Source organism: Clostridium sp. LY3-2, from assembly GCF_024705715.1.
Lineage (GTDB): Bacteria > Bacillota > Clostridia > Clostridiales > Clostridiaceae > Clostridium.
In genome coordinates this window covers 15,576-33,122 of record NZ_JAMDLQ010000006.1, presented here as the reverse complement: position 1 = coordinate 33,122, position 17,547 = coordinate 15,576, and the positions used below count along the sequence as shown (strand labels likewise).

21 protein-coding genes and 2 riboswitches are annotated in these 17,547 nt (G+C 29.6%); of the genes, 17 read left to right on the top strand and 4 right to left on the bottom strand.

Annotated elements, in window-relative coordinates; all coding sequences use genetic code 11:
* The first annotated feature begins 4 nt into the window (after window positions 1-4).
* Window positions 5-166 carry a hypothetical protein gene (locus tag M4I33_RS00835; protein WP_257914809.1) on the top strand — a complete coding sequence of 54 codons (162 nt, stop codon included), beginning with the start codon at window positions 5-7 and terminating at the stop codon, window positions 164-166.
* Window positions 167-208: 42 nt separating this feature from the next.
* Here M4I33_RS00835 and M4I33_RS00830 read toward each other — a convergent pair whose 3' ends face one another.
* Window positions 209-568, bottom strand: a complete 360-nt coding sequence (locus tag M4I33_RS00830) for a hypothetical protein (protein WP_257914808.1) — start codon at window positions 566-568, stop codon at window positions 209-211.
* Between the two features lie 202 nt (window positions 569-770).
* On the opposite strand from M4I33_RS00830, the gene M4I33_RS00825 reads away from it, so the two are divergent.
* The gene (locus M4I33_RS00825) at window positions 771-932 is read left to right on the top strand and encodes a DUF6019 family protein (RefSeq protein ID WP_257914807.1); all 162 of its coding nucleotides are present in this window, start codon (window positions 771-773) and stop codon (window positions 930-932) included.
* 74 nt (window positions 933-1,006) lie between these two features.
* On the opposite strand, the gene M4I33_RS00820 is transcribed toward M4I33_RS00825, so the two are convergent.
* On the bottom strand, window positions 1,007-1,531 hold the full coding sequence (locus tag M4I33_RS00820) for an ECF transporter S component (RefSeq protein ID WP_257914805.1): 525 nt from the start codon (window positions 1,529-1,531) through the stop codon (window positions 1,007-1,009).
* Window positions 1,532-1,692: 161 nt separating this feature from the next.
* Window positions 1,693-1,799: riboswitch (SAM riboswitch) on the top strand.
* 84 nt (window positions 1,800-1,883) lie between these two features.
* On the opposite strand from M4I33_RS00820, the gene M4I33_RS00815 reads away from it, so the two are divergent.
* From M4I33_RS00815 to M4I33_RS00770, 10 genes are all read left to right on the top strand, one after another.
* The gene (locus tag M4I33_RS00815) at window positions 1,884-3,032 is read left to right on the top strand and encodes a PLP-dependent aspartate aminotransferase family protein (RefSeq protein ID WP_257914803.1); all 1,149 of its coding nucleotides are present in this window, start codon (window positions 1,884-1,886) and stop codon (window positions 3,030-3,032) included.
* 3 nt (window positions 3,033-3,035) lie between these two features.
* On the top strand, window positions 3,036-4,172 hold the full coding sequence (locus M4I33_RS00810; RefSeq protein WP_257914801.1) for a PLP-dependent aspartate aminotransferase family protein: 1,137 nt from the start codon (window positions 3,036-3,038) through the stop codon (window positions 4,170-4,172).
* A gap of 12 nt (window positions 4,173-4,184) precedes the next feature.
* Window positions 4,185-4,805, top strand: coding sequence for a GyrI-like domain-containing protein (locus M4I33_RS00805; protein ID WP_257914800.1), 621 nt, complete (start codon window positions 4,185-4,187; stop codon window positions 4,803-4,805).
* Window positions 4,806-4,906: 101 nt separating this feature from the next.
* A complete protein-coding gene (locus tag M4I33_RS00800) occupies window positions 4,907-5,071 on the top strand; it encodes a small, acid-soluble spore protein, alpha/beta type (protein WP_257914798.1) in 165 nt (54 codons plus the stop codon).
* 55 nt (window positions 5,072-5,126) lie between these two features.
* Window positions 5,127-5,226, top strand: a riboswitch (purine riboswitch).
* 72 nt (window positions 5,227-5,298) lie between these two features.
* Window positions 5,299-6,297 carry an adenosine deaminase gene (gene add, locus M4I33_RS00795; RefSeq protein ID WP_257914796.1) on the top strand — a complete coding sequence of 333 codons (999 nt, stop codon included), beginning with the start codon at window positions 5,299-5,301 and terminating at the stop codon, window positions 6,295-6,297.
* Window positions 6,298-6,383: 86 nt separating this feature from the next.
* Window positions 6,384-6,887 carry a hypothetical protein gene (locus M4I33_RS00790; RefSeq protein WP_257914793.1) on the top strand — a complete coding sequence of 168 codons (504 nt, stop codon included), beginning with the start codon at window positions 6,384-6,386 and terminating at the stop codon, window positions 6,885-6,887.
* A gap of 16 nt (window positions 6,888-6,903) precedes the next feature.
* A complete protein-coding gene (locus tag M4I33_RS00785) occupies window positions 6,904-7,350 on the top strand; it encodes a DUF4430 domain-containing protein (protein ID WP_257914792.1) in 447 nt (148 codons plus the stop codon).
* Window positions 7,350-7,844, top strand: a complete 495-nt coding sequence (locus tag M4I33_RS00780) for a hypothetical protein (RefSeq protein WP_194190722.1) — start codon at window positions 7,350-7,352, stop codon at window positions 7,842-7,844. Before M4I33_RS00785 ends, M4I33_RS00780 begins: the two co-directional genes overlap by 1 nt.
* A gap of 120 nt (window positions 7,845-7,964) precedes the next feature.
* Window positions 7,965-8,315 (top strand): hypothetical protein, encoded by a 351-nt coding sequence (locus tag M4I33_RS00775; protein WP_257914789.1) that lies wholly within the window; start codon window positions 7,965-7,967, stop codon window positions 8,313-8,315.
* 474 nt (window positions 8,316-8,789) lie between these two features.
* Window positions 8,790-10,130 (top strand): MFS transporter, encoded by a 1,341-nt coding sequence (locus M4I33_RS00770; RefSeq protein ID WP_257914787.1) that lies wholly within the window; start codon window positions 8,790-8,792, stop codon window positions 10,128-10,130.
* 42 nt (window positions 10,131-10,172) lie between these two features.
* Here M4I33_RS00770 and M4I33_RS00765 read toward each other — a convergent pair whose 3' ends face one another.
* Both M4I33_RS00765 and M4I33_RS00760 read right to left on the bottom strand, forming a co-directional pair.
* The gene (locus tag M4I33_RS00765; RefSeq protein WP_257914785.1) at window positions 10,173-10,910 is read right to left on the bottom strand and encodes an amino acid ABC transporter ATP-binding protein; all 738 of its coding nucleotides are present in this window, start codon (window positions 10,908-10,910) and stop codon (window positions 10,173-10,175) included.
* 13 nt (window positions 10,911-10,923) lie between these two features.
* Window positions 10,924-12,426, bottom strand: a complete 1,503-nt coding sequence (locus M4I33_RS00760; protein WP_257914783.1) for an ABC transporter permease subunit — start codon at window positions 12,424-12,426, stop codon at window positions 10,924-10,926.
* A gap of 206 nt (window positions 12,427-12,632) precedes the next feature.
* Here M4I33_RS00760 and nhaC point away from each other — a divergent pair, with 206 nt between their 5' ends.
* The 5 genes from nhaC (at window position 12,633) to queA (ending at window position 17,525) form a co-directional block, all read left to right on the top strand.
* The gene (gene nhaC, locus M4I33_RS00755) at window positions 12,633-14,024 is read left to right on the top strand and encodes a Na+/H+ antiporter NhaC (protein ID WP_257914781.1); all 1,392 of its coding nucleotides are present in this window, start codon (window positions 12,633-12,635) and stop codon (window positions 14,022-14,024) included.
* A gap of 66 nt (window positions 14,025-14,090) precedes the next feature.
* A complete protein-coding gene (locus M4I33_RS00750) occupies window positions 14,091-14,651 on the top strand; it encodes a hypothetical protein (RefSeq protein WP_257914780.1) in 561 nt (186 codons plus the stop codon).
* 174 nt (window positions 14,652-14,825) lie between these two features.
* On the top strand, window positions 14,826-15,437 hold the full coding sequence (gene ruvA, locus M4I33_RS00745) for a Holliday junction branch migration protein RuvA (RefSeq protein WP_257914778.1): 612 nt from the start codon (window positions 14,826-14,828) through the stop codon (window positions 15,435-15,437).
* Between the two features lie 9 nt (window positions 15,438-15,446).
* Window positions 15,447-16,481, top strand: coding sequence for a Holliday junction branch migration DNA helicase RuvB (gene ruvB, locus M4I33_RS00740; protein ID WP_374707680.1), 1,035 nt, complete (start codon window positions 15,447-15,449; stop codon window positions 16,479-16,481).
* Window positions 16,482-16,499: 18 nt separating this feature from the next.
* Window positions 16,500-17,525, top strand: a complete 1,026-nt coding sequence (gene queA / locus M4I33_RS00735; RefSeq protein WP_257914770.1) for a tRNA preQ1(34) S-adenosylmethionine ribosyltransferase-isomerase QueA — start codon at window positions 16,500-16,502, stop codon at window positions 17,523-17,525.
* Window positions 17,526-17,547 lie beyond the last annotated feature (22 nt).

Genomic DNA, 17,547 nt, shown 5'->3' with positions numbered 1-17,547 from the left:
ACTTATGATGAATATATTTAAAATACTTATAATTATAGTTAGTATTATCTTAGTAGTATTAGGATACAAAAAAGATAAGGTTAAATTAAAAGAAGTTGGACTGGCGGTGCTAGTTTTATCTTTAATAATTGTAGTTTCAGATTGTATTAAAAGCTTGGATTTTTAAAGCAGTATCTTTTTGATACTGCTTTTTTATATTTACGAGTATTTAAAAATAATATCGATTAATTCTATCTATCCATTCAGGGGCTTTTGATTTTTCTTTAGTTTCAAATCTTTTATGATAAGGCTTTATATCGACTACCTTTCCTAAGTCTAATTTATTTAATCCTCTTACAGTAAGTATATTTTCTGAGATATTTATAAGTTCAACAGATGTAATTTCAAGAGATGAATTTTCCTCTAAATAATAAATGATAGTTAGGTGTGTAAAGTTTTTAAAATCCTTTAACCTTTTTAAATAGTTAGGTTCAATTTTAATTTTAGAGGTGTACTTATTTAGGGATGCATTATTTTTCAAAGAGAAGGAGCTATTTATAAATCCAAGTACATTAAGCTCTATTTTCATATATTCCTCCTAAGACATTATTAATATATATATGGAATGATTCTTTAAAATATTATTTTTTATTTCTATGCTAAAGGTAGGTTAAAATAACTTTTAATAGGTATATAAATTGAAATTTATGGTAAACTTATAATAAAGAATAGAATTTTTATAAAATATGAAAAGAATCTAATTAAGGATTTATATAGAAAGGAGGGATAGAATGTTTGAATGGATTTCTATAGCGAAATTTTTAATATTATTAGTAGCCTTATACTTTGTAATTAAAATTGCAGTTAAAAATGGTATTAGAGAAGCATTTGTTATTGAAGAAAGAATGCAAGAAAAAGAAATAAATAAAATTTTAGATACTGCTGAGGAGTAACTTAAAATGAAAAAGGGGAATGAATTGAAAAAAAGGAAGAGAATCTAAGTTAAAGTTAGAATCTCTTCTTTTTTTTATTTTGTTACATAAATAAATCTTTTTGCTGCAGATTTTACAGCCATAGATAAAGGAATTGCAATAATTAAACCGATAGCTGTTGTAGTTATTGAAGTTAATAAACTAGCTACAGCGCCTTGCCATCCTTTAAAGATAATCCAGTTAACTAAAAAATAGCCAGTTAAAGAAACTATACCTCCAAATACAAAACCTATAGTGTTTTGAATAGTGCTAGTCCCTTCTTTTCCATTTAAAAAGGCAATTTTACCTACTGTATAACCTGTTAAACCTTTAATTATGAAAGTCGGAATCACCCAAAGGGCAAAGGCTGGATCTAATAAATCCATAAGTGCACAGCCTATAGCACTAGGAAGCCAAGCATCTTTTCCTATTAAAACAGCAACTATAAAAATTACAGTAGTTCCAAGGTGAACCATAGATGTTCCGCCACCTATTGGAATTTTAATATGAAGAGATGTTCCGATATAAATAAGTGCAGCAAATAAAGCTAATTGAATTAATCTTTTTGTTTTACTATTCATTATTACTCCCCCTTTTTTCTATTACATTTATATTAGGATTTAGGGGGAGTACTGTCAAATGAACCGATACAATTTTAAAAGATTTATTCTTGGAAATAAATATAAAATTTATTTGGAATAATATTGCAATTATTATAATAATAGAATATAATAAATAAAAAATCTTATTAAGAGTGGAGGAGGGACTGGCCCGTTGAATCCCGGCAACCTATAAATTAGTTTATGTGGTGCTAAATCCTGCAAAAGCGTAGCTTTTGATAAATAAGAATGATTGATTAATATTTTTTTAGAGTTTAAATCACTTCTTTATTTTAAGAGGTGATTTTTTTATTTTTAAGATTGGGGTGGTTTTATGAATTTAAAAAAAGATATTGAAACGATTTTAGTTAGAGGTGCAAGCTTAGGCGATAGTAGAACTGGGGCTATGAGTTTTCCTATTTATCAATCAGCAACTTTTAAACATCCAGGGCTAAATATGACAACAGGATATGATTATTCTAGAGCTAATAATCCAACTCGTGAGGAACTTGAAAAAACTATTGCACTTTTAGAAGAGGGATGTGACGCTTTAGCTTTTTCAAGCGGGGTATCTGCAATAGCTTCTTGCATAAGTACATTTAGTAGCGGCGATCACTTTATAGTTTCAGAAGATTTATATGGAGGTACATACAGGCTTTTTGAAGATACTTTTAAAAGCTTTGGTATAAAGTGCGATTTTGTAGATACAAGTGATAGAGAAGAAATAAGAAGATATATTAAAAAAAGTACAAAAGCGATTTTTGTTGAAACTCCTTCAAACCCTTTAATGAGAGTTAGTGATATAAAAGCTATAAGTGAAATAGCAAAAGAAAATGGACTTATCTTAATAGTTGATAATACATTTTTAACTCCTTATTTTCAAAAGCCTTTAAGTTTAGGGGCTGATATTGTAGTTCATAGTGGAACTAAATTTTTAGGGGGTCATAACGACTTACTTGCAGGACTCGTTATAGTTAAAGATGAATCTTTAAGTGATAGATTTAGAAAAGTTCAGATGGCAACAGGAAGTATTTTATCTCCTTTTGATTCTTGGCTTCTTTTAAGAAGTTTAAAAACTCTTCATATAAGGATGGAAAGATGCGAGAAAAACGCCTTAGAAATTGCAAATTATCTAAAAGAATTCGATTCAGTCTCAGAAGTATTTTATGTTGGACTTAAAGAAAATAAAGGCTATGAGATTAATAAAAAGCAAAGCATAGGGTCTGGTGCTATGATTTCTTTTAAAGTTAAAGACGAAAAGTTAGTAGAAAAGATATTAAATGGTCTTGAAGTAATTTCTTTTGCAGAGAGTTTAGGAGGGACAGAAAGTCTAATAACCTACCCCTTTACTCAAACTCATGCTGATATGCCAAGTCTTTATAAAGAAAAGTTAGGAATAGATAATAGACTTCTTAGGCTTTCAGTTGGAATAGAGAATATTAATGATTTAAAAGAAGATTTAAGAAAGGTTTTAGAGGTGTGATTTATGAATTTTGAAAGTAAATTAGTTAATGCTGAAAATTTAATAGATAAAAGTACAGGTGCTGTAAATGTTCCTATATATCAAACATCTACTTTTCATCAATTCGATATAGAAAACTTTGGAGAATACGATTATTCAAGGTCAAAAAATCCAACGAGAAGCGCTTTAGAAGAAGTTTTAAAAGATATTGAAAACGGTAAGTATGCTTTTGCTTTTTCCTCTGGAATGGCAGCTATTTGTTCAGTTTTAAGTATCTTTAATGCAGGGGATCACATTATAGTATCGGGAGATGTTTACGGAGGAACTTATAGGGCTATTACTAAATTTTTTAGTAGGTTTAATATAGAGTTTTCCTTTGTAGATTTAAGTAATTTAAGCAATATAAAAGATGTATTAAAAAAGAACACTAAAGGGATTTATATAGAGACTCCATCAAATCCTTTATTAAAAATAACAGATATAAGACAAGTAGTTAAGATAGCTAAAAGAAATAAACTTCTAACTATTGCAGATAACACATTTATGTCTCCCTACCTTTTAAGGCCTTTAGAACTTGGAGTAGATATAGTAGTTTCTAGTGCTACTAAGTTTTTAGGAGGGCATAGTGATATAATTGCAGGGGTTGCAGCTACAAGAGATGAAAATTTAGCAAAAGAAATATACAACGTTCAAAATACCTTCGGTGCTATACTTTCTCCAAATGATTCATTTTTACTTTTAAGAGGAATAAAAACTTTAAAGGTAAGGCTAGATAAAGCTACATCTAACGCTTTAGAACTTTCAAAATATCTTAAAACACTAGATAAAGTTTCTAAAGTTTATTATCCAGGTCTTAAAGACCATAAAGGATATGAAATTCATAAATCACAGTCAAAAAACGGAGGTGCTGTAGTTTCCTTTGAATTTAAAAATAAAGAAGATACTATAGATTTTTTAAATAATATTAAAGGAGTCTTAGTTTCAGTAAGCTTAGGGGGAGTTGAAACTATAGTTTCTTATCCAGTTAAGATGAGTCATGCGGCTATCCCTAAAGATGAAAGGGAAGCTTTAGGAATAAAAGATACTTTAGTTAGGGTATCTTTAGGACTAGAGGATATTAATGATATAATATATAATTTTGATAAAGCAATAAATAAGTAAAGGGTGATAAATTTGAAGCACGAGTGGAGAAAAAAAGAAAAAGATTTATATATTCCAAAAGAAGATCCAAAGTTAGTAGACGTACCTAAATTTAAGTTTTTACAAATTAAAGGATCTGGAAATCCTAATTCAGAAGAGTTTAAAGAAAGAATAGAAGCATTATATTCTTTATCTTACGCTATTAAAATGATGCCTAAAGGTGGAGTAACTGTAGATGGTTACTTTGATTATACAGTTTACCCTTTAGAAGGTACTTGGGACCTTTCAGAAGAGGGAAGAAAAAAGAAAGAGTTAGATAAAGATGAACTTATTTATACTCTTATGATAAGACAGCCTGACTTTGTAGATGAAAAAATATTTAATTCCTTAAGAGAAAAGGTTAAAGAAAAAAAGAAAATAAAACTTTTAGATGAGGTTTCATTCACTGAAATAGAAGAGGGGCTTTCAGTTCAAATTTTGCATATAGGGTCTTATGATGAGGAAGCAAAAAGCTTCAAAAAAATGAAAGAATTTATAAAAGAAAATAATCTAAGATTAAAAACTTTAGTTCACAGAGAAATTTATTTATCAGATGCAAGAAAGGTATCTAAAGATAAATTAAAGACAGTTTTAAGGTATAACGTAGAAAAATAAAAAAGTAATTTTTATAAAATAAAAGCCACTTTTTTACTCGTATATAGTAAAAAGTTTAGAGAGATAATATAGTTAGATTTCTTTAATTAAGGAGTGATATTATGTCTCATAAGAATAACAAAAACAGTAAAGATAATAAAAAATCTAGTCAAAAAACTAAAAAAGAATTACACGAAATGAAATTAGAAACAGCAAACGAGATAGGCTATTCTAAAGAATCTAGAAAACTTGGAAAAAATAAGGAAAGAAAAAATCTTAAAGTTTAAGCTAAAAATTTATTATTGACAGGAAAAAATTTTGTGGTAGAATAAATTTAATTTAAAAATTGCGAGATAGCAAATTCGTATAATCCCTATGATACGGTTAGGGAGTTTCTACCAAGAACCAATAATTCTTGATTACGAAGAAGATGATTTAAGCATTTTCTTCGTTATCAGGAATTTTTTTTATACAAAAATTCCATTCGGAGAAAATAATAAAGGGAGGAAATAATATGTATAAAAATTTACCAAAGATCGAATTACACTGTCATTTAGATGGATGTTTAAGAGTAGAAACGGTTATTGAGCTTTTAAAAGAAGAAGGATTAAATGAAGAGATAAAAGGCTTTAAAGAAATGAAAGAAAGATTAGTAGTTCCAAAGACTTGCCCGTCTCTTAATGTTTATCTTGAAAGATTCGATTTACCACTTAAAGTTATGCAAACTAAGAAAAACTTAGAAAGAATAGCTTTTGAACTAATAGAAGATGTAAATAAAGAAAATGTTAAATATATAGAAGTAAGATTTGCACCTCTTTTCCATAAAGAAAAAGGATTAAAGGTGGATGAAATAATAGCTAGTGTTTTAAAAGGATTAAAAAGAGGTGAAAAAGAGTATGGAGTAAAGAGTAATTTAATCTTAAGTCTTTTAAGACATATGGAAGAAGACACTATCTACGAAGTTTTAGATGGAGGAAAGGAATTTATAGGAAAAGGCGTAGTTGCTATAGATTTAGCAGGAGGGGAAGAATTAAACTTTTGCAAAAAGTTTAAGAGAGCTTTTGATTATGGAAGAAGCTTAGGATATAAAGTTACTATTCACGCTGGTGAAACAGGACACGCAATTAACGTTAAAGAAGCAATAGAGCTTTTAGGGGCAGAGAGAATAGGACACGCTGTAGCGATAGAAAATGATTCTGATATATATAACTTAGTAAAAGAAAATAATATAGTTTTAGAGATGTGCCCTACGAGTAACGTTCAAACTAAGGCTGTTACAGATTATAAAAATCACCCGGTTAAAAAGTTTTTAGAAGACTCACTATTAGTAAATGTAAGTACTGATAATAGAACAGTTTCAGATGTTACTTTAACAGAAGAGTGTGAAGAAATTAATAAAAATCATGTATTAAATTTAGAAGATTATAAAAAAATATACCTAAATAGTTTAAAAGGTGCATTTTGTGATGAATATACTAAAGAAGAGCTTTTAAAGTTAGCTAGTTCTATATAAATAAAAATTTCTACCTGTATGCTATTTGCAGCTAACTAATATATAATTTATAATGTTTAGTGAATTTCACTGCATAAGGAGGCATTATGGGTAAAAATATCGATTTAATATCTTATCCTTTTTTAAACGAAGATTTTGGTTATGTAGACCACGAAGTTTTAACAGATTCATTAAGTTCTTTTTTAGGAAGAATACTTAGTAAAAACACACCTTTAGAAGAAGAAACTTTTTGGCTTATGGATAGAGTTTTACATTTAAACGGATCTTTAAGAGGAAAAATTGCTATAACTGAAAAAGATATAGAAGAAGGGTTAGATATATTAAACAAATATAGAGATTTAAATAAAGACAGAATAAGCTCTTTTGTATATCCTACAGGGCACCCTTTAGCTTGTGAATATCATGTAGCTAGAGGAGAAGCAAAAAAGGTATGCAGAAATCTTTATAAAATTAAAAATTCTGGTCTTTTAGTTCCAGAAATACTTTTAGATTTTAGCAACTTAATAACTAACATACTATTTGTTCTTTCTCTAGAGATAAATAGAAGAAATAATATAGAAGAAAAAATATTTATTTCTAAATCGTATTAAAGAAAGGAAGTAACAAATGAAAAAGTCATTATTAATTAAAATCTTAATCGTAGTTTTAATCTTAGCTTTAGGTGTTTTCGGTTACAAATTTATAAAAGATAAGACGACAGGTAACGGAACTACAGGAGATAAAAAGATAACTGTAACAGTTATAGATAAGTCAAATGATACAGTATTAGTAGATAGCGAAGAGTTTAAAACTAACGCTAAAACACTTGGAGAATTTTTAAGTGAAAATTCTAAAACTTTAGAAACTAAATTAGATAAAGGTCAATTTGGAACATTTATTTTAGGAATTAAAGGTATAGAAACTAAAGATATGAAAAAAGGTCCTTGGTGGATGTATTCATATAAATCACCTAAGGGAAATTTAAATTACAAGCGTGGCGAAGCACCAGGAGTTGATAGCATAAACCTTCAAACTGGTGATAGCGTAACATTTGAATTCACAAACGAAATGTAATGAATGCTAGAAAGATAACGCAAGGTGCGTTACTTGCTGCTATTTTATATATAATATATTTTATGGGATCATTTATAACTTACTTTGAACTTGTAAGCTTTATAGTATTATTATACGGAACGACTTTAGATAGAAAACTTGCATACGTATCTACAGTTATATTTTGTATTTTAGTAATGCTAACTAAAGGAATAGCACCTTGGAGTGTTATGTACTTAGTGATATTTCCACAGTTTATATTAATTTATAGCTTACTAAAAAAGATAACTAAGTCAGAATATGTTTACGCCTTAGTTGGAGCTATACTTTCATTTTCACTTGGAAGTTTAATTCAAATCCCATACTTTTTAACAGCAGGTCTAAAAGGAAAAGAACTTTTAGTTACGCTTTTATTAGGATTTCAAGTTTCTATTGGAAATATGATTTGTACAGTAGTTGCAACTCTTTTCCTGTATAAACCTTTAAGTAAAGTTTTAAAAAGAGTAATAGAGTAATTTTAATCAATATAGAGAGATATTAAACTTTAAAGTTTAATATCTCTCTATATTTTTTTATTAACACTATACTGATCAATGAATAGAATATAATGTGAAATTATTTAAGAGGTAATAAAAATGGGGAGAAAGAAACATAAAAATAGGTGTTGTGATTGTAACTTTGGATGTTTTAACAATTGCGGATCTTCTTGTGAATGCACAGAAGATTATTGCTGTACAGATAAAATAATGCAATCTAATATGGGGTATCAGTGGCTTCTTTTACTTTATATAATAGGTTCGTTTCAAAGGGAGCAATGTCTTCAAAATGCAATAATACGTAATAATGAAAATATATTATGTGCATATGTACAGCAAAATCAATGCTTAACATCTAATCTATTAGATATAGTTCGTGAATGTCAAAACTCTTCTAGAGGAACTATAACTAGGCTTTTAGATGAAAGAGATATTTGTAGTAATATCTAGCTGTAATAAATTAAATCTTACCTGAATATTATATAAGGAACTTAATAAATAATATTGTAAAGGGGATAGGTTTATGAAAAGCAGATTAGAACTTGAAGCTAGAAAAGCAGCTTTAACAAATAGGGGAATGCAAAATTTTAGGATGATTAGAAAAATTGAAAGAAAGTTAAGAGCCTTAGAAGAAAAAGAATAATAAGGCTAAAATAGAGGCGGAAAAACTCCCGTCTCTATTTTAAATTTAGGATTACGTAATTATTTATATGTATTTTTATTAAGTTGTGAAAAATATAGAAATAAAAATTTAACAAAGAGTGAATAAATTTAATAAAAGATAAAATTGAGTCAGAAAGTGTTTATTTTTACAAAGTTTTAAGTATATAATTTTAATGGTTTTCAAAAAGTGTTAAAAAAATATCAAAAAATTTTGCGCTTTTATGAAAACATTAACAATAAAATTTTATACGGAGGGGTAAAATGATAGGCATATTCAAACCAGCAAAAGAGGTAGCAAGACTTCCAGAAAGTAAGATAGCAAGTGCTTACAAAATATACAGAATAAGAGTATTCCTAATGATCTTCATAGGATATGCAGGCTATTATTTAGTTAGAAAAAACTTTGCAGTTGCATCATCATTATTATCAAAAAACTATGATTTTAGCAACACAGATATCGGTTTTATCAGCGCAGGTATGGCAATAACTTACGGGTTAAGTAAGTTCATACTAGGAAACTTAGCTGATAGATCTAACGTTAAATACTTTATAGGTATAGGGCTTTTAGCGTCAGCTATACTTAGTATTTTTATGGGATTTGCAAAAACGGTTCCAGTATTTTTAGTTCTAATGATTTTAAATGGTTTTGTTCAAGCGATGGGGGCGCCGCCTTGTTCAATAGTCATAGGAAAATGGTTCTCGCAAAATGAGAGGGGACTAAAAATGGGAGTTTGGAATACTTCACATAATATTGGAGGAGGACTTATAGCACCTCTTGGAGTATTTGCAGCAAGTTTTGCTTTATTTGGTCAAGCTAATTCATCTAGTATTTTCTTTATTCCAGCATTTATATGTATCTTAATAACAATATTTGTCTTATGGATAGGAGTAGATACTCCAGCTTCAGTAGGGTTACCACCTATAGAAGAATATAGAAATGATTACGGTGATTCAGCAAAGGTTGAAGAAACTGTAGATGAAAACAAACTTACAGGTAAAGAGATTATATTTAAATATGTTTTAAATAATAAGTATGTTTGGTATTTATGTTTAGCAAATGTCTTTGTTTATTTAATAAGACAAGGTATAGTAAACTGGATTCCAATATATTTACAGCAAGAAAAAGGCTTTTCTTTAGCTACAGCTGGACATGCTATGGCAATATTTGAGTTTATAGCAATACCAGGTTCTATTCTTTTAGGTTGGATTTCAGATGTAGTATTTAAAGGAAGAAGAGCACCACTTAGCATTATGTGTATGGTTGGAGTAATCATTGCAACTATAGCATACTGGCAAACAAACAATTACATAGTTACTATGATAGCGGTAGGATGTATAGGTTGCTTTATCTACGGTCCGCAGCTACTTATAGGAATGAGTTTAATAGATGTTGTTCCAAATTTTGCAGTAGGTACAGCAGTAGGGTTTTCTGGGTTATGTGGTTATTTAATCGGGGAAACTTTAGCAGATATAGTTCTTGGAGTTATTTCAGATAACTTTGGATGGAACGGTGCATTTATATTTATTATAATAGGTGCAATTTTTGCTTTAATTCTTTTAACATTAACTTTAAATATTAAAAAAGATAAAAAAGAAGCTTAATATAAAAAAGTCTTATCAAAAATTTTGATAAGACTTTTTTATTTATTCGGATTTTAATCTTTTTAAGAATTGTTTAGTTCTTTCTTCTTTAGGAGATTCAAAAATTTCTAAAGGAGTTCCTTCTTCTATTATATTACCGTCAGCCATAAAGATTATTCTATCAGCTACGTCTTTTGCAAAGCTCATTTCGTGAGTTACTATTATCATAGTTCTGTGTTCTTTAGCTAAATCTTTTATAACTGAAAGTACTTCGCCTACAAGTTCTGGGTCTAGAGCTGAAGTAGGTTCGTCAAAAAGTATTACGTTAGGGTTTAGTGCTATAGCACGTGCTATGCTTACCCTTTGCATTTGACCTCCTGAAAGAGTACTTGGGTAAAAGTCAGACTTTTCAATCATACCTACTTTAGTTAAAGCTTCTTTTGATATCTTAGTAGCTTCATCAAAAGAAAGTTTTTTAACAACTAAAAGTGCTTCACGTACGTTTTCTAAAACTGTTTTGTTGTTAAAAAGGTTGTAGTGCTGAAATACCATAGCAGATTCTTTTCTTAGGTTGTAGATATCTTTTTTCTTTATATTTTTAGCATCTACTTTTAAATCGCTTATTTGAATTTCTCCGTTAGTTGGAGTTTCAAGGTAGTTTAAGCATCTTAAAAGAGTTGACTTACCAGAACCAGAAGGACCTAAAATTACAACTACTTCGCCTTTTTTTATATCTAAATCAATTCCTTTTAAAACTTCGTTATCTTTAAAATTCTTTTTTAAATTAGTAACCTTTATCATAAATTTAGCCCCCTTAATAAACTGATAATTTCTTTTCTAAGATCCTTTGAAGGAAATTGAAAAATGAAATTATAATCCAATACATAATAGCTACTATAATGTAGCTTTCAAAGAATTTATAGCTTGATGCAGCAGCCATCTGAGCTTTTGCAAGAAGTTCTATAACACCTAAAGTGAAAGCTAGGGAAGACCCTTTTATAGTGTCTACAAAAATATTTCCAAGAGGTGGAACTGCAATTCTAAAAGCTTGAGGAAGGATAATTCTTTTAAGCCCTTCGAACCTAGTCATACCTACTGAAAGGCAAGCTTCCATCTGACCTTTGTTTATAGCACTGATAGAAGAACGAAGTATTTCAGCTATATAGGCTGAAGCGTTAAGCCCAAGTCCTATTATAGTTGCAGTTATTGCACTCATATCTTTAAGTGCTGGTATTATTTGTGGAATACCAAAGTAAAGTAAAAATAACTGAACTAAAAGAGGTGTTCCTCTAAAGAATGATATGTATACTTCTGCTATCCATTTAAGGACAGGAATTTTAAATAATCTTATGAAAGCTAAAGCTAAGCCTACGATAAGCCCTAAAGCCATTCCTAAAACTGAAAGGAATAGAGTAGTTTTAGCGGCTCCTATTAGTAGAGGGATTAAACTTTTAGCATACATAAAGTCAAAATAACCATTAGAAGCTTTAGTATCTAAAACTTCGTTTTTAGAGTTATCTATGTTTGGAGATGAAACGTCCATTCCAAGCCATTTGTTTGAGATAGAACCTAAAGTGCCATCTTTTTTCATGTCGTTAATAGTTTTGTTTATATTATCGATAAGTTCTTTGTTTTGGTCTGTTTTAATAAATGGATATGCGTTTTCAATTTTATCTATAGGACTTACAGCTAAGGCTAAATCTAAGCCTTTTTCTTTTATAGTAGCTAGTGCTGATACCTTATCTATTACAACTGCATCGATTCTTCCAAGTAAAAGCTCGTTAAAGGCAGCATCTGTGTTTTGGTAAGTAAGAACTTTTATATCACCGTTTGTATCTTTAGATTTAACTATTTGCTCGTAATTACGTCCAAGGTCAACTCCAACCTTTTTACCTTTAAGGTCTTCAAAGGTTTTAATAGAGTTGTTTCCGTTTTTTACTATTATTTGAGCACCGCTATAGACAGTTGGTTCTGTAAAATAATATTTATCTCGTCTTTCGTCAGTTAGAGTAATTTGGTTTGCTATAGAATTTATTTTATCACTTTCAAGCATACCGAATAATCCGCTAAAAGAAGCAGCTTTAAACTCTATATTGTAACCTAATCTTTTACCTATTTCATTCCAAGTATCAATCTCAAACCCTTCAAGAGTACCGTTGTTTGAATAAGTGAAAGGATAGTATGTACCAGACGTACCGATTGTTATAGTCTTTTTGTTATTATCCATGTTTACGTTAGAAGAATTGCTACTGCAGCCAACTAAAGCCGTCCCAAGAATAAATATGAATAATAATAAAATAGTAAGTCGTTTCTTCATTTCTTTCCCTCATCTCTCGTTAATTTTAGTTAATTATAATAATTCCTATCGGAATTGTCAACTATTAATAAATCTTTCTTATATATATCATTCCCAAAAACCTATAATATAATTTGGAGTGTTGCAGATGAAGGATAGATAGTATATCATTAATTATAAATAATTATTATTAATAAATATGGATAATTAATGAATTGGAGGATTATATGATTGAAAGAGAATTACCAAAAAAGAGTATAGCTTTTATTCTTTTAATTTCATTAGTCCTTATTCTTACTGTTGGAATATATTTTAAAGTAGATATACAGATCCTTTTACTAATAGGACTTGCGTTTACTATTTTTCTGATTTTGAGAATGGGATATGAATTTGAAGAAGTTTTAGTCGAGATGAGAAAAGGAATAGATAGAGCCTTTCCAGCACTTATTATATTTTTACTTATAGGAACTTTAATAGGAAGCTTTGTAAGCGGAGGAGTAGTTCCAAGCATAGTTTATTATGGGCTTAAACTTATAAACGTTAAATGGTTTTTACCTATAGGGCTTATAGTTTGTAGTATGACATCTCTTGCAACAGGTACGTCTTGGGGAACTAGCGGAACGGTTGGAGTTGCTTTTATGGCTATGGGAATAAGCCTTGGGATTCCAGCACCTATAGTAGCTGGGATGGTTGTATCTGGAGCGTTTTTTGGAGATAAATTATCTCCCCTTTCAGATACTACAAATCTTGCGGCAGTTTCAGCTGGAACAAGCCTTTATAGGCATATTAAATCAATGCTTTATACTACAGTTCCAGCTTACATAATTTCGCTTGTTTTATATACTATTATAGGATTTAAGTATTCAGGTAGCGAAGCTATTGATTCTAATATGGTTAATACTATTTTAGATACTTTAGATAAGACTTTTAATATTAATTTATTTATGCTTCTTCCTATTGTAGTAGTTTTATTTTTAAGTATTAAAAAAGTTAATTCTATAATTGCACTAGGGATTGGAACTGTTTTTGGAGTAGTATTTTCAGTTTTATTTCAAGGAAATAATTTAGGTGAAGCTTTAAATGTTTTAAATACAGGGTATGTAGGACATACTGGAGTAGAGTTTGTTGATACACTTTTAAATAGAGGTGGAATACAAAGTATGATGTGGACCTTTTCCCTTTCATTTATAGCACTAAGTCTTGGGGCTTTGCTTGAAGGATTTGGATTTTTAAATGTAATTATTAAAGGTATTTTAGTAAAGGTTAAAAGTATAGGAAGCTTAAGTGTGTTAGTTATAGGAAGCTGTATTTTTAGTAATATAGTTATGGGAGAAATATACCTTTCAATAATTTTAAATGGAAGCATCTATAAAAAAGAATTTGAAGAAAGAAATTTAGACCCGTCTATGTTAAGTAGATATTTAGAAGAAGGGGGTACCTTAACTGGTGCTTTAGTTCCTTGGAGTACAGCAGGTGCTTTCGTTTCTGGGGTTCTTGGAGTTTCAGCACTTTCTTACGCACCATTTGCACTTTTAAATTTAATTAATCCTTTAGTATCTATAGTATTCTCTTATTTAGGAATAGCAGTAATTAGAAAAGAAGATAAAAAGACTATTTAGCAAAATATTAAAATAAATGTATAGCTTACTAAAATTTGTCAATACTCTAAATAAGGAGTGATGAAAATGAGTAAGAAAAAGAAGATAGCCTTTTATACTATAGCTTCCCTTTCGGTATTATTTATTTGTTCTTATATTTATATGTCAGATACTTTATTAAATAATACAGATAGTAAAGAGCAAGCTGTATATAATGATGGAGAAAAAGCTTTAAAAGACGATTTAAGAGTCTTTTTATATACAGAAGAGAATAAGGATAGTCAAACTACTATTACTGAAATAAGTAAAAAAGAAGGCGGTAAAGTTATTACAGAAGGAGTTTTAAAAGAGATTCTTAAAAAAGACGGTTACACATTAAGTAAAAAAGATGAAACGTCTTATACTTTTAAAAGATCTAAGGAAGCATCTTTAGAAAAAAATGTGTTTTACCTTGGAGTTTCAAACGAGTGTATAGCTTTATTTAAAACAGATGATAAAGGAAGTTTAAATTTAGTAAAAGCTTACGATTACCCTGTGAGTATTTTACCTAAGGTAGATAGAGAAAACTTAGAACAGTTTAATTATTTTAGTTCTCCTGATATGAACGAAATAGAAAGAAAACTATCTGAGTTTGGAGTTAAGTTTTAAAAAATAATTATAAACATATTTTCTTTTATTAAGGGAAGGGCTAGATTTAGCTCTTCCTTTTAATTTTATCCTAAATTCTAATTAGATTTATTGAAAGATTTTAATTAAAATGGTAAAGTAATAGATAGGCTAAATGAGAACATACTTTCACTTTTAGTGGGGGAGGGAAATAAAATGTACGAATATATTAAAGGTAAATATGTTGGATTAATAAAAGATTATATAATAATAGAAAATAACGGTATAGGATATAAAATTTTCACATCAGGAACTACTATAGCTGACTTACCGAAAATCGGTGATGAAGTTATGCTGTTTTTAGAACAGATAGTAAGGCAAGATTTTGTAGGGCTTTACGGTTTTGCAACTCGTGAAGAACTTCAAATGTTTAATATGCTTTTAGGTATAAACGGAGTTGGAGCTAAAGCTGCATTATCATTATTATCTATAAGTAGAATAAATAACTTAAAATATGCAATTATGATGGGCGACGAAAAGCACATCTGTAGAGCACCAGGTATTGGAAAGAAAACTGCAGGAAGAATAATACTAGAATTAAAAGATAAACTTAAACCAGATGAATTAATAGATAGTATGAGCGAAGAAGAGATAATGGCATCACTAGACGGCGATGATTCTATTATTTCAAAAACTGCAGAAGTTTTAGGAGCGCTACTTGCATTAGGTTATACTGAAAAAGAAGCGAACTTAGCTCTTAAAAATATAGATAAGAGTAATAGCATAGAAGTTATGATTAAGGAATCTTTAAAAGTTTTAATGGGTTAGGTGGTAATGATGGAAAGAGTAATAACACCAGATGCACTTAATGATGAATTAGGGGAATTAAGTTTAAGACCTCAAAAGATTAATGAGTATATAGGTCAAGATAAAGTAAAAGAAAGATTAAATATCTTTATAAGAGCAGCTCAAAACAGAAGAGAAGCTTTAGATCATGTGCTTTTATACGGTCCTCCAGGATTAGGTAAAACAACTCTTGCAAACATTATTGCAACTGAAATGGGAGGAAACTTAAAAGTTACATCAGGGCCTGCTATAGAAAGAGCTGGTGATTTAGCGGCTATCTTAACTACTCTTCAAGATAACGATGTTTTATTTATAGATGAAATCCATAGATTAAATAGAAGCGTTGAAGAGATATTATATCCTGCTATGGAAGATTACGTATTAGATATAGTTATAGGAAAAGGAGCTCAAGCTAAATCTATAAGATTAGATTTACCTAAATTTACTCTTATAGGGGCAACTACTAGAGTTGGGATGTTAACTTCTCCTTTAAGAGATAGGTTTGGAGTTCTTTGTGCTATGGAGTATTACACAGAAGAACAGTTAAAAGATATAATAGTTAGAAGTGCATTAGTCTTAGGTTGTTCTATAACAGAAGAAGGTGCAATAGAACTTGCAAGAAGATCTAGAGGAACTCCGAGAATTGCAAACAGACTTTTAAAAAGAGTAAGGGATTATTCAGAAGTTAAATCTGATAATTTAATTAGCTATAAAGAAGCTAGGGAAGCTTTAGAACTACTAGAAGTAGATAGTCAAGGTTTTGATAGAGTAGATAGAAAGATACTAGAATCTATAGTAGATAATTTTAAAGGTGGTCCTGTAGGGATAGAGACTTTATCTTACTTTGTAGGAGAAGAACTTGGAACTATAGAAGATGTTTATGAGCCGTATCTTCTTCAAAAAGGGTTCATTATAAGAACTCCTAGAGGAAGAGTTGCAACTGAAAAGGCGTATAAACATTTAAATAGACCTTATGAGCCTAACGAAAATAAAAGATCTAAACAAAAGAGTTTTTTTGAAACATAAAATAAGGAGACGATAAAGATGAACGTAAGCGATTTTGATTTTTACTTACCAGAAGAATTAATAGCACAACACCCTCTTGAAAAAAGAGATTCTTCAAGAATGATGGTGCTTGATAAAGAAACAGGAGAAATAGAACATAAGCATTTTAAAGATATAGTAGAATATCTAAAAGAAGGTGACACTTTAGTTTTAAATAATACTAGAGTTATGCCAGCTAGGCTTATAGGTTCTAAAGAAAACACTGGTGGGAAAATTGAATTTTTACTTTTAAAAAGACTAGAAGGCGATAAGTGGGAGTGCTTAGCAAAGCCTGGTAAAACTGCAAGAGTTGGAAGAAGGTTTACTTTTGGAGACGGTCAGTTAAAATGTGAAGTAATAGAAGTTTTAGATACTGGAAACAGAATTATAGAATTTGAATACGATGGAATATTTGAAGAGGTTTTAGATTCTTTAGGAGAAATGCCACTTCCTCCATATATCCACGAAAGACTTGAAGATAGCGAAAGGTATCAAACAGTTTATTCAAAGGAAAAAGGTTCGGCAGCTGCACCTACAGCAGGGCTTCACTTTACAGAAGATTTATTAGAAAAGATAAAAAATAAAGGCGTAAATGTAGTATACTTAACCTTACACGTAGGTCTTGGAACTTTTAGACCTGTTAGTGCTAAAACTATTGATGAACATATAATGCATTCAGAGTATTATGAATTATCAAAAGAAACAGCAGATGTTATAAACGAAACTAAAAAACTAGGTAACAGAGTAATAGCTGTTGGAACTACATCAACTAGAACTTTAGAGACTATAGGTGATGAAAATGGAATGGTAAGAGAAGAAAGCGGTTGGACTGATATATTTATATATCCAGGATACAAGTTTAAAGTTGTAAATAATCTTATAACTAACTTCCACCTTCCAGAATCAACACTTATAATGTTAGTTTCAACACTAGCTGGAAAAGAGCATGTTTTAAATGCTTATAACGAAGCAGTTAAAGAAAAATACAGATTCTTCTCATTTGGAGATTCAATGTTTATTAAATAACTTTTGAAAAATTAAGGAGTGA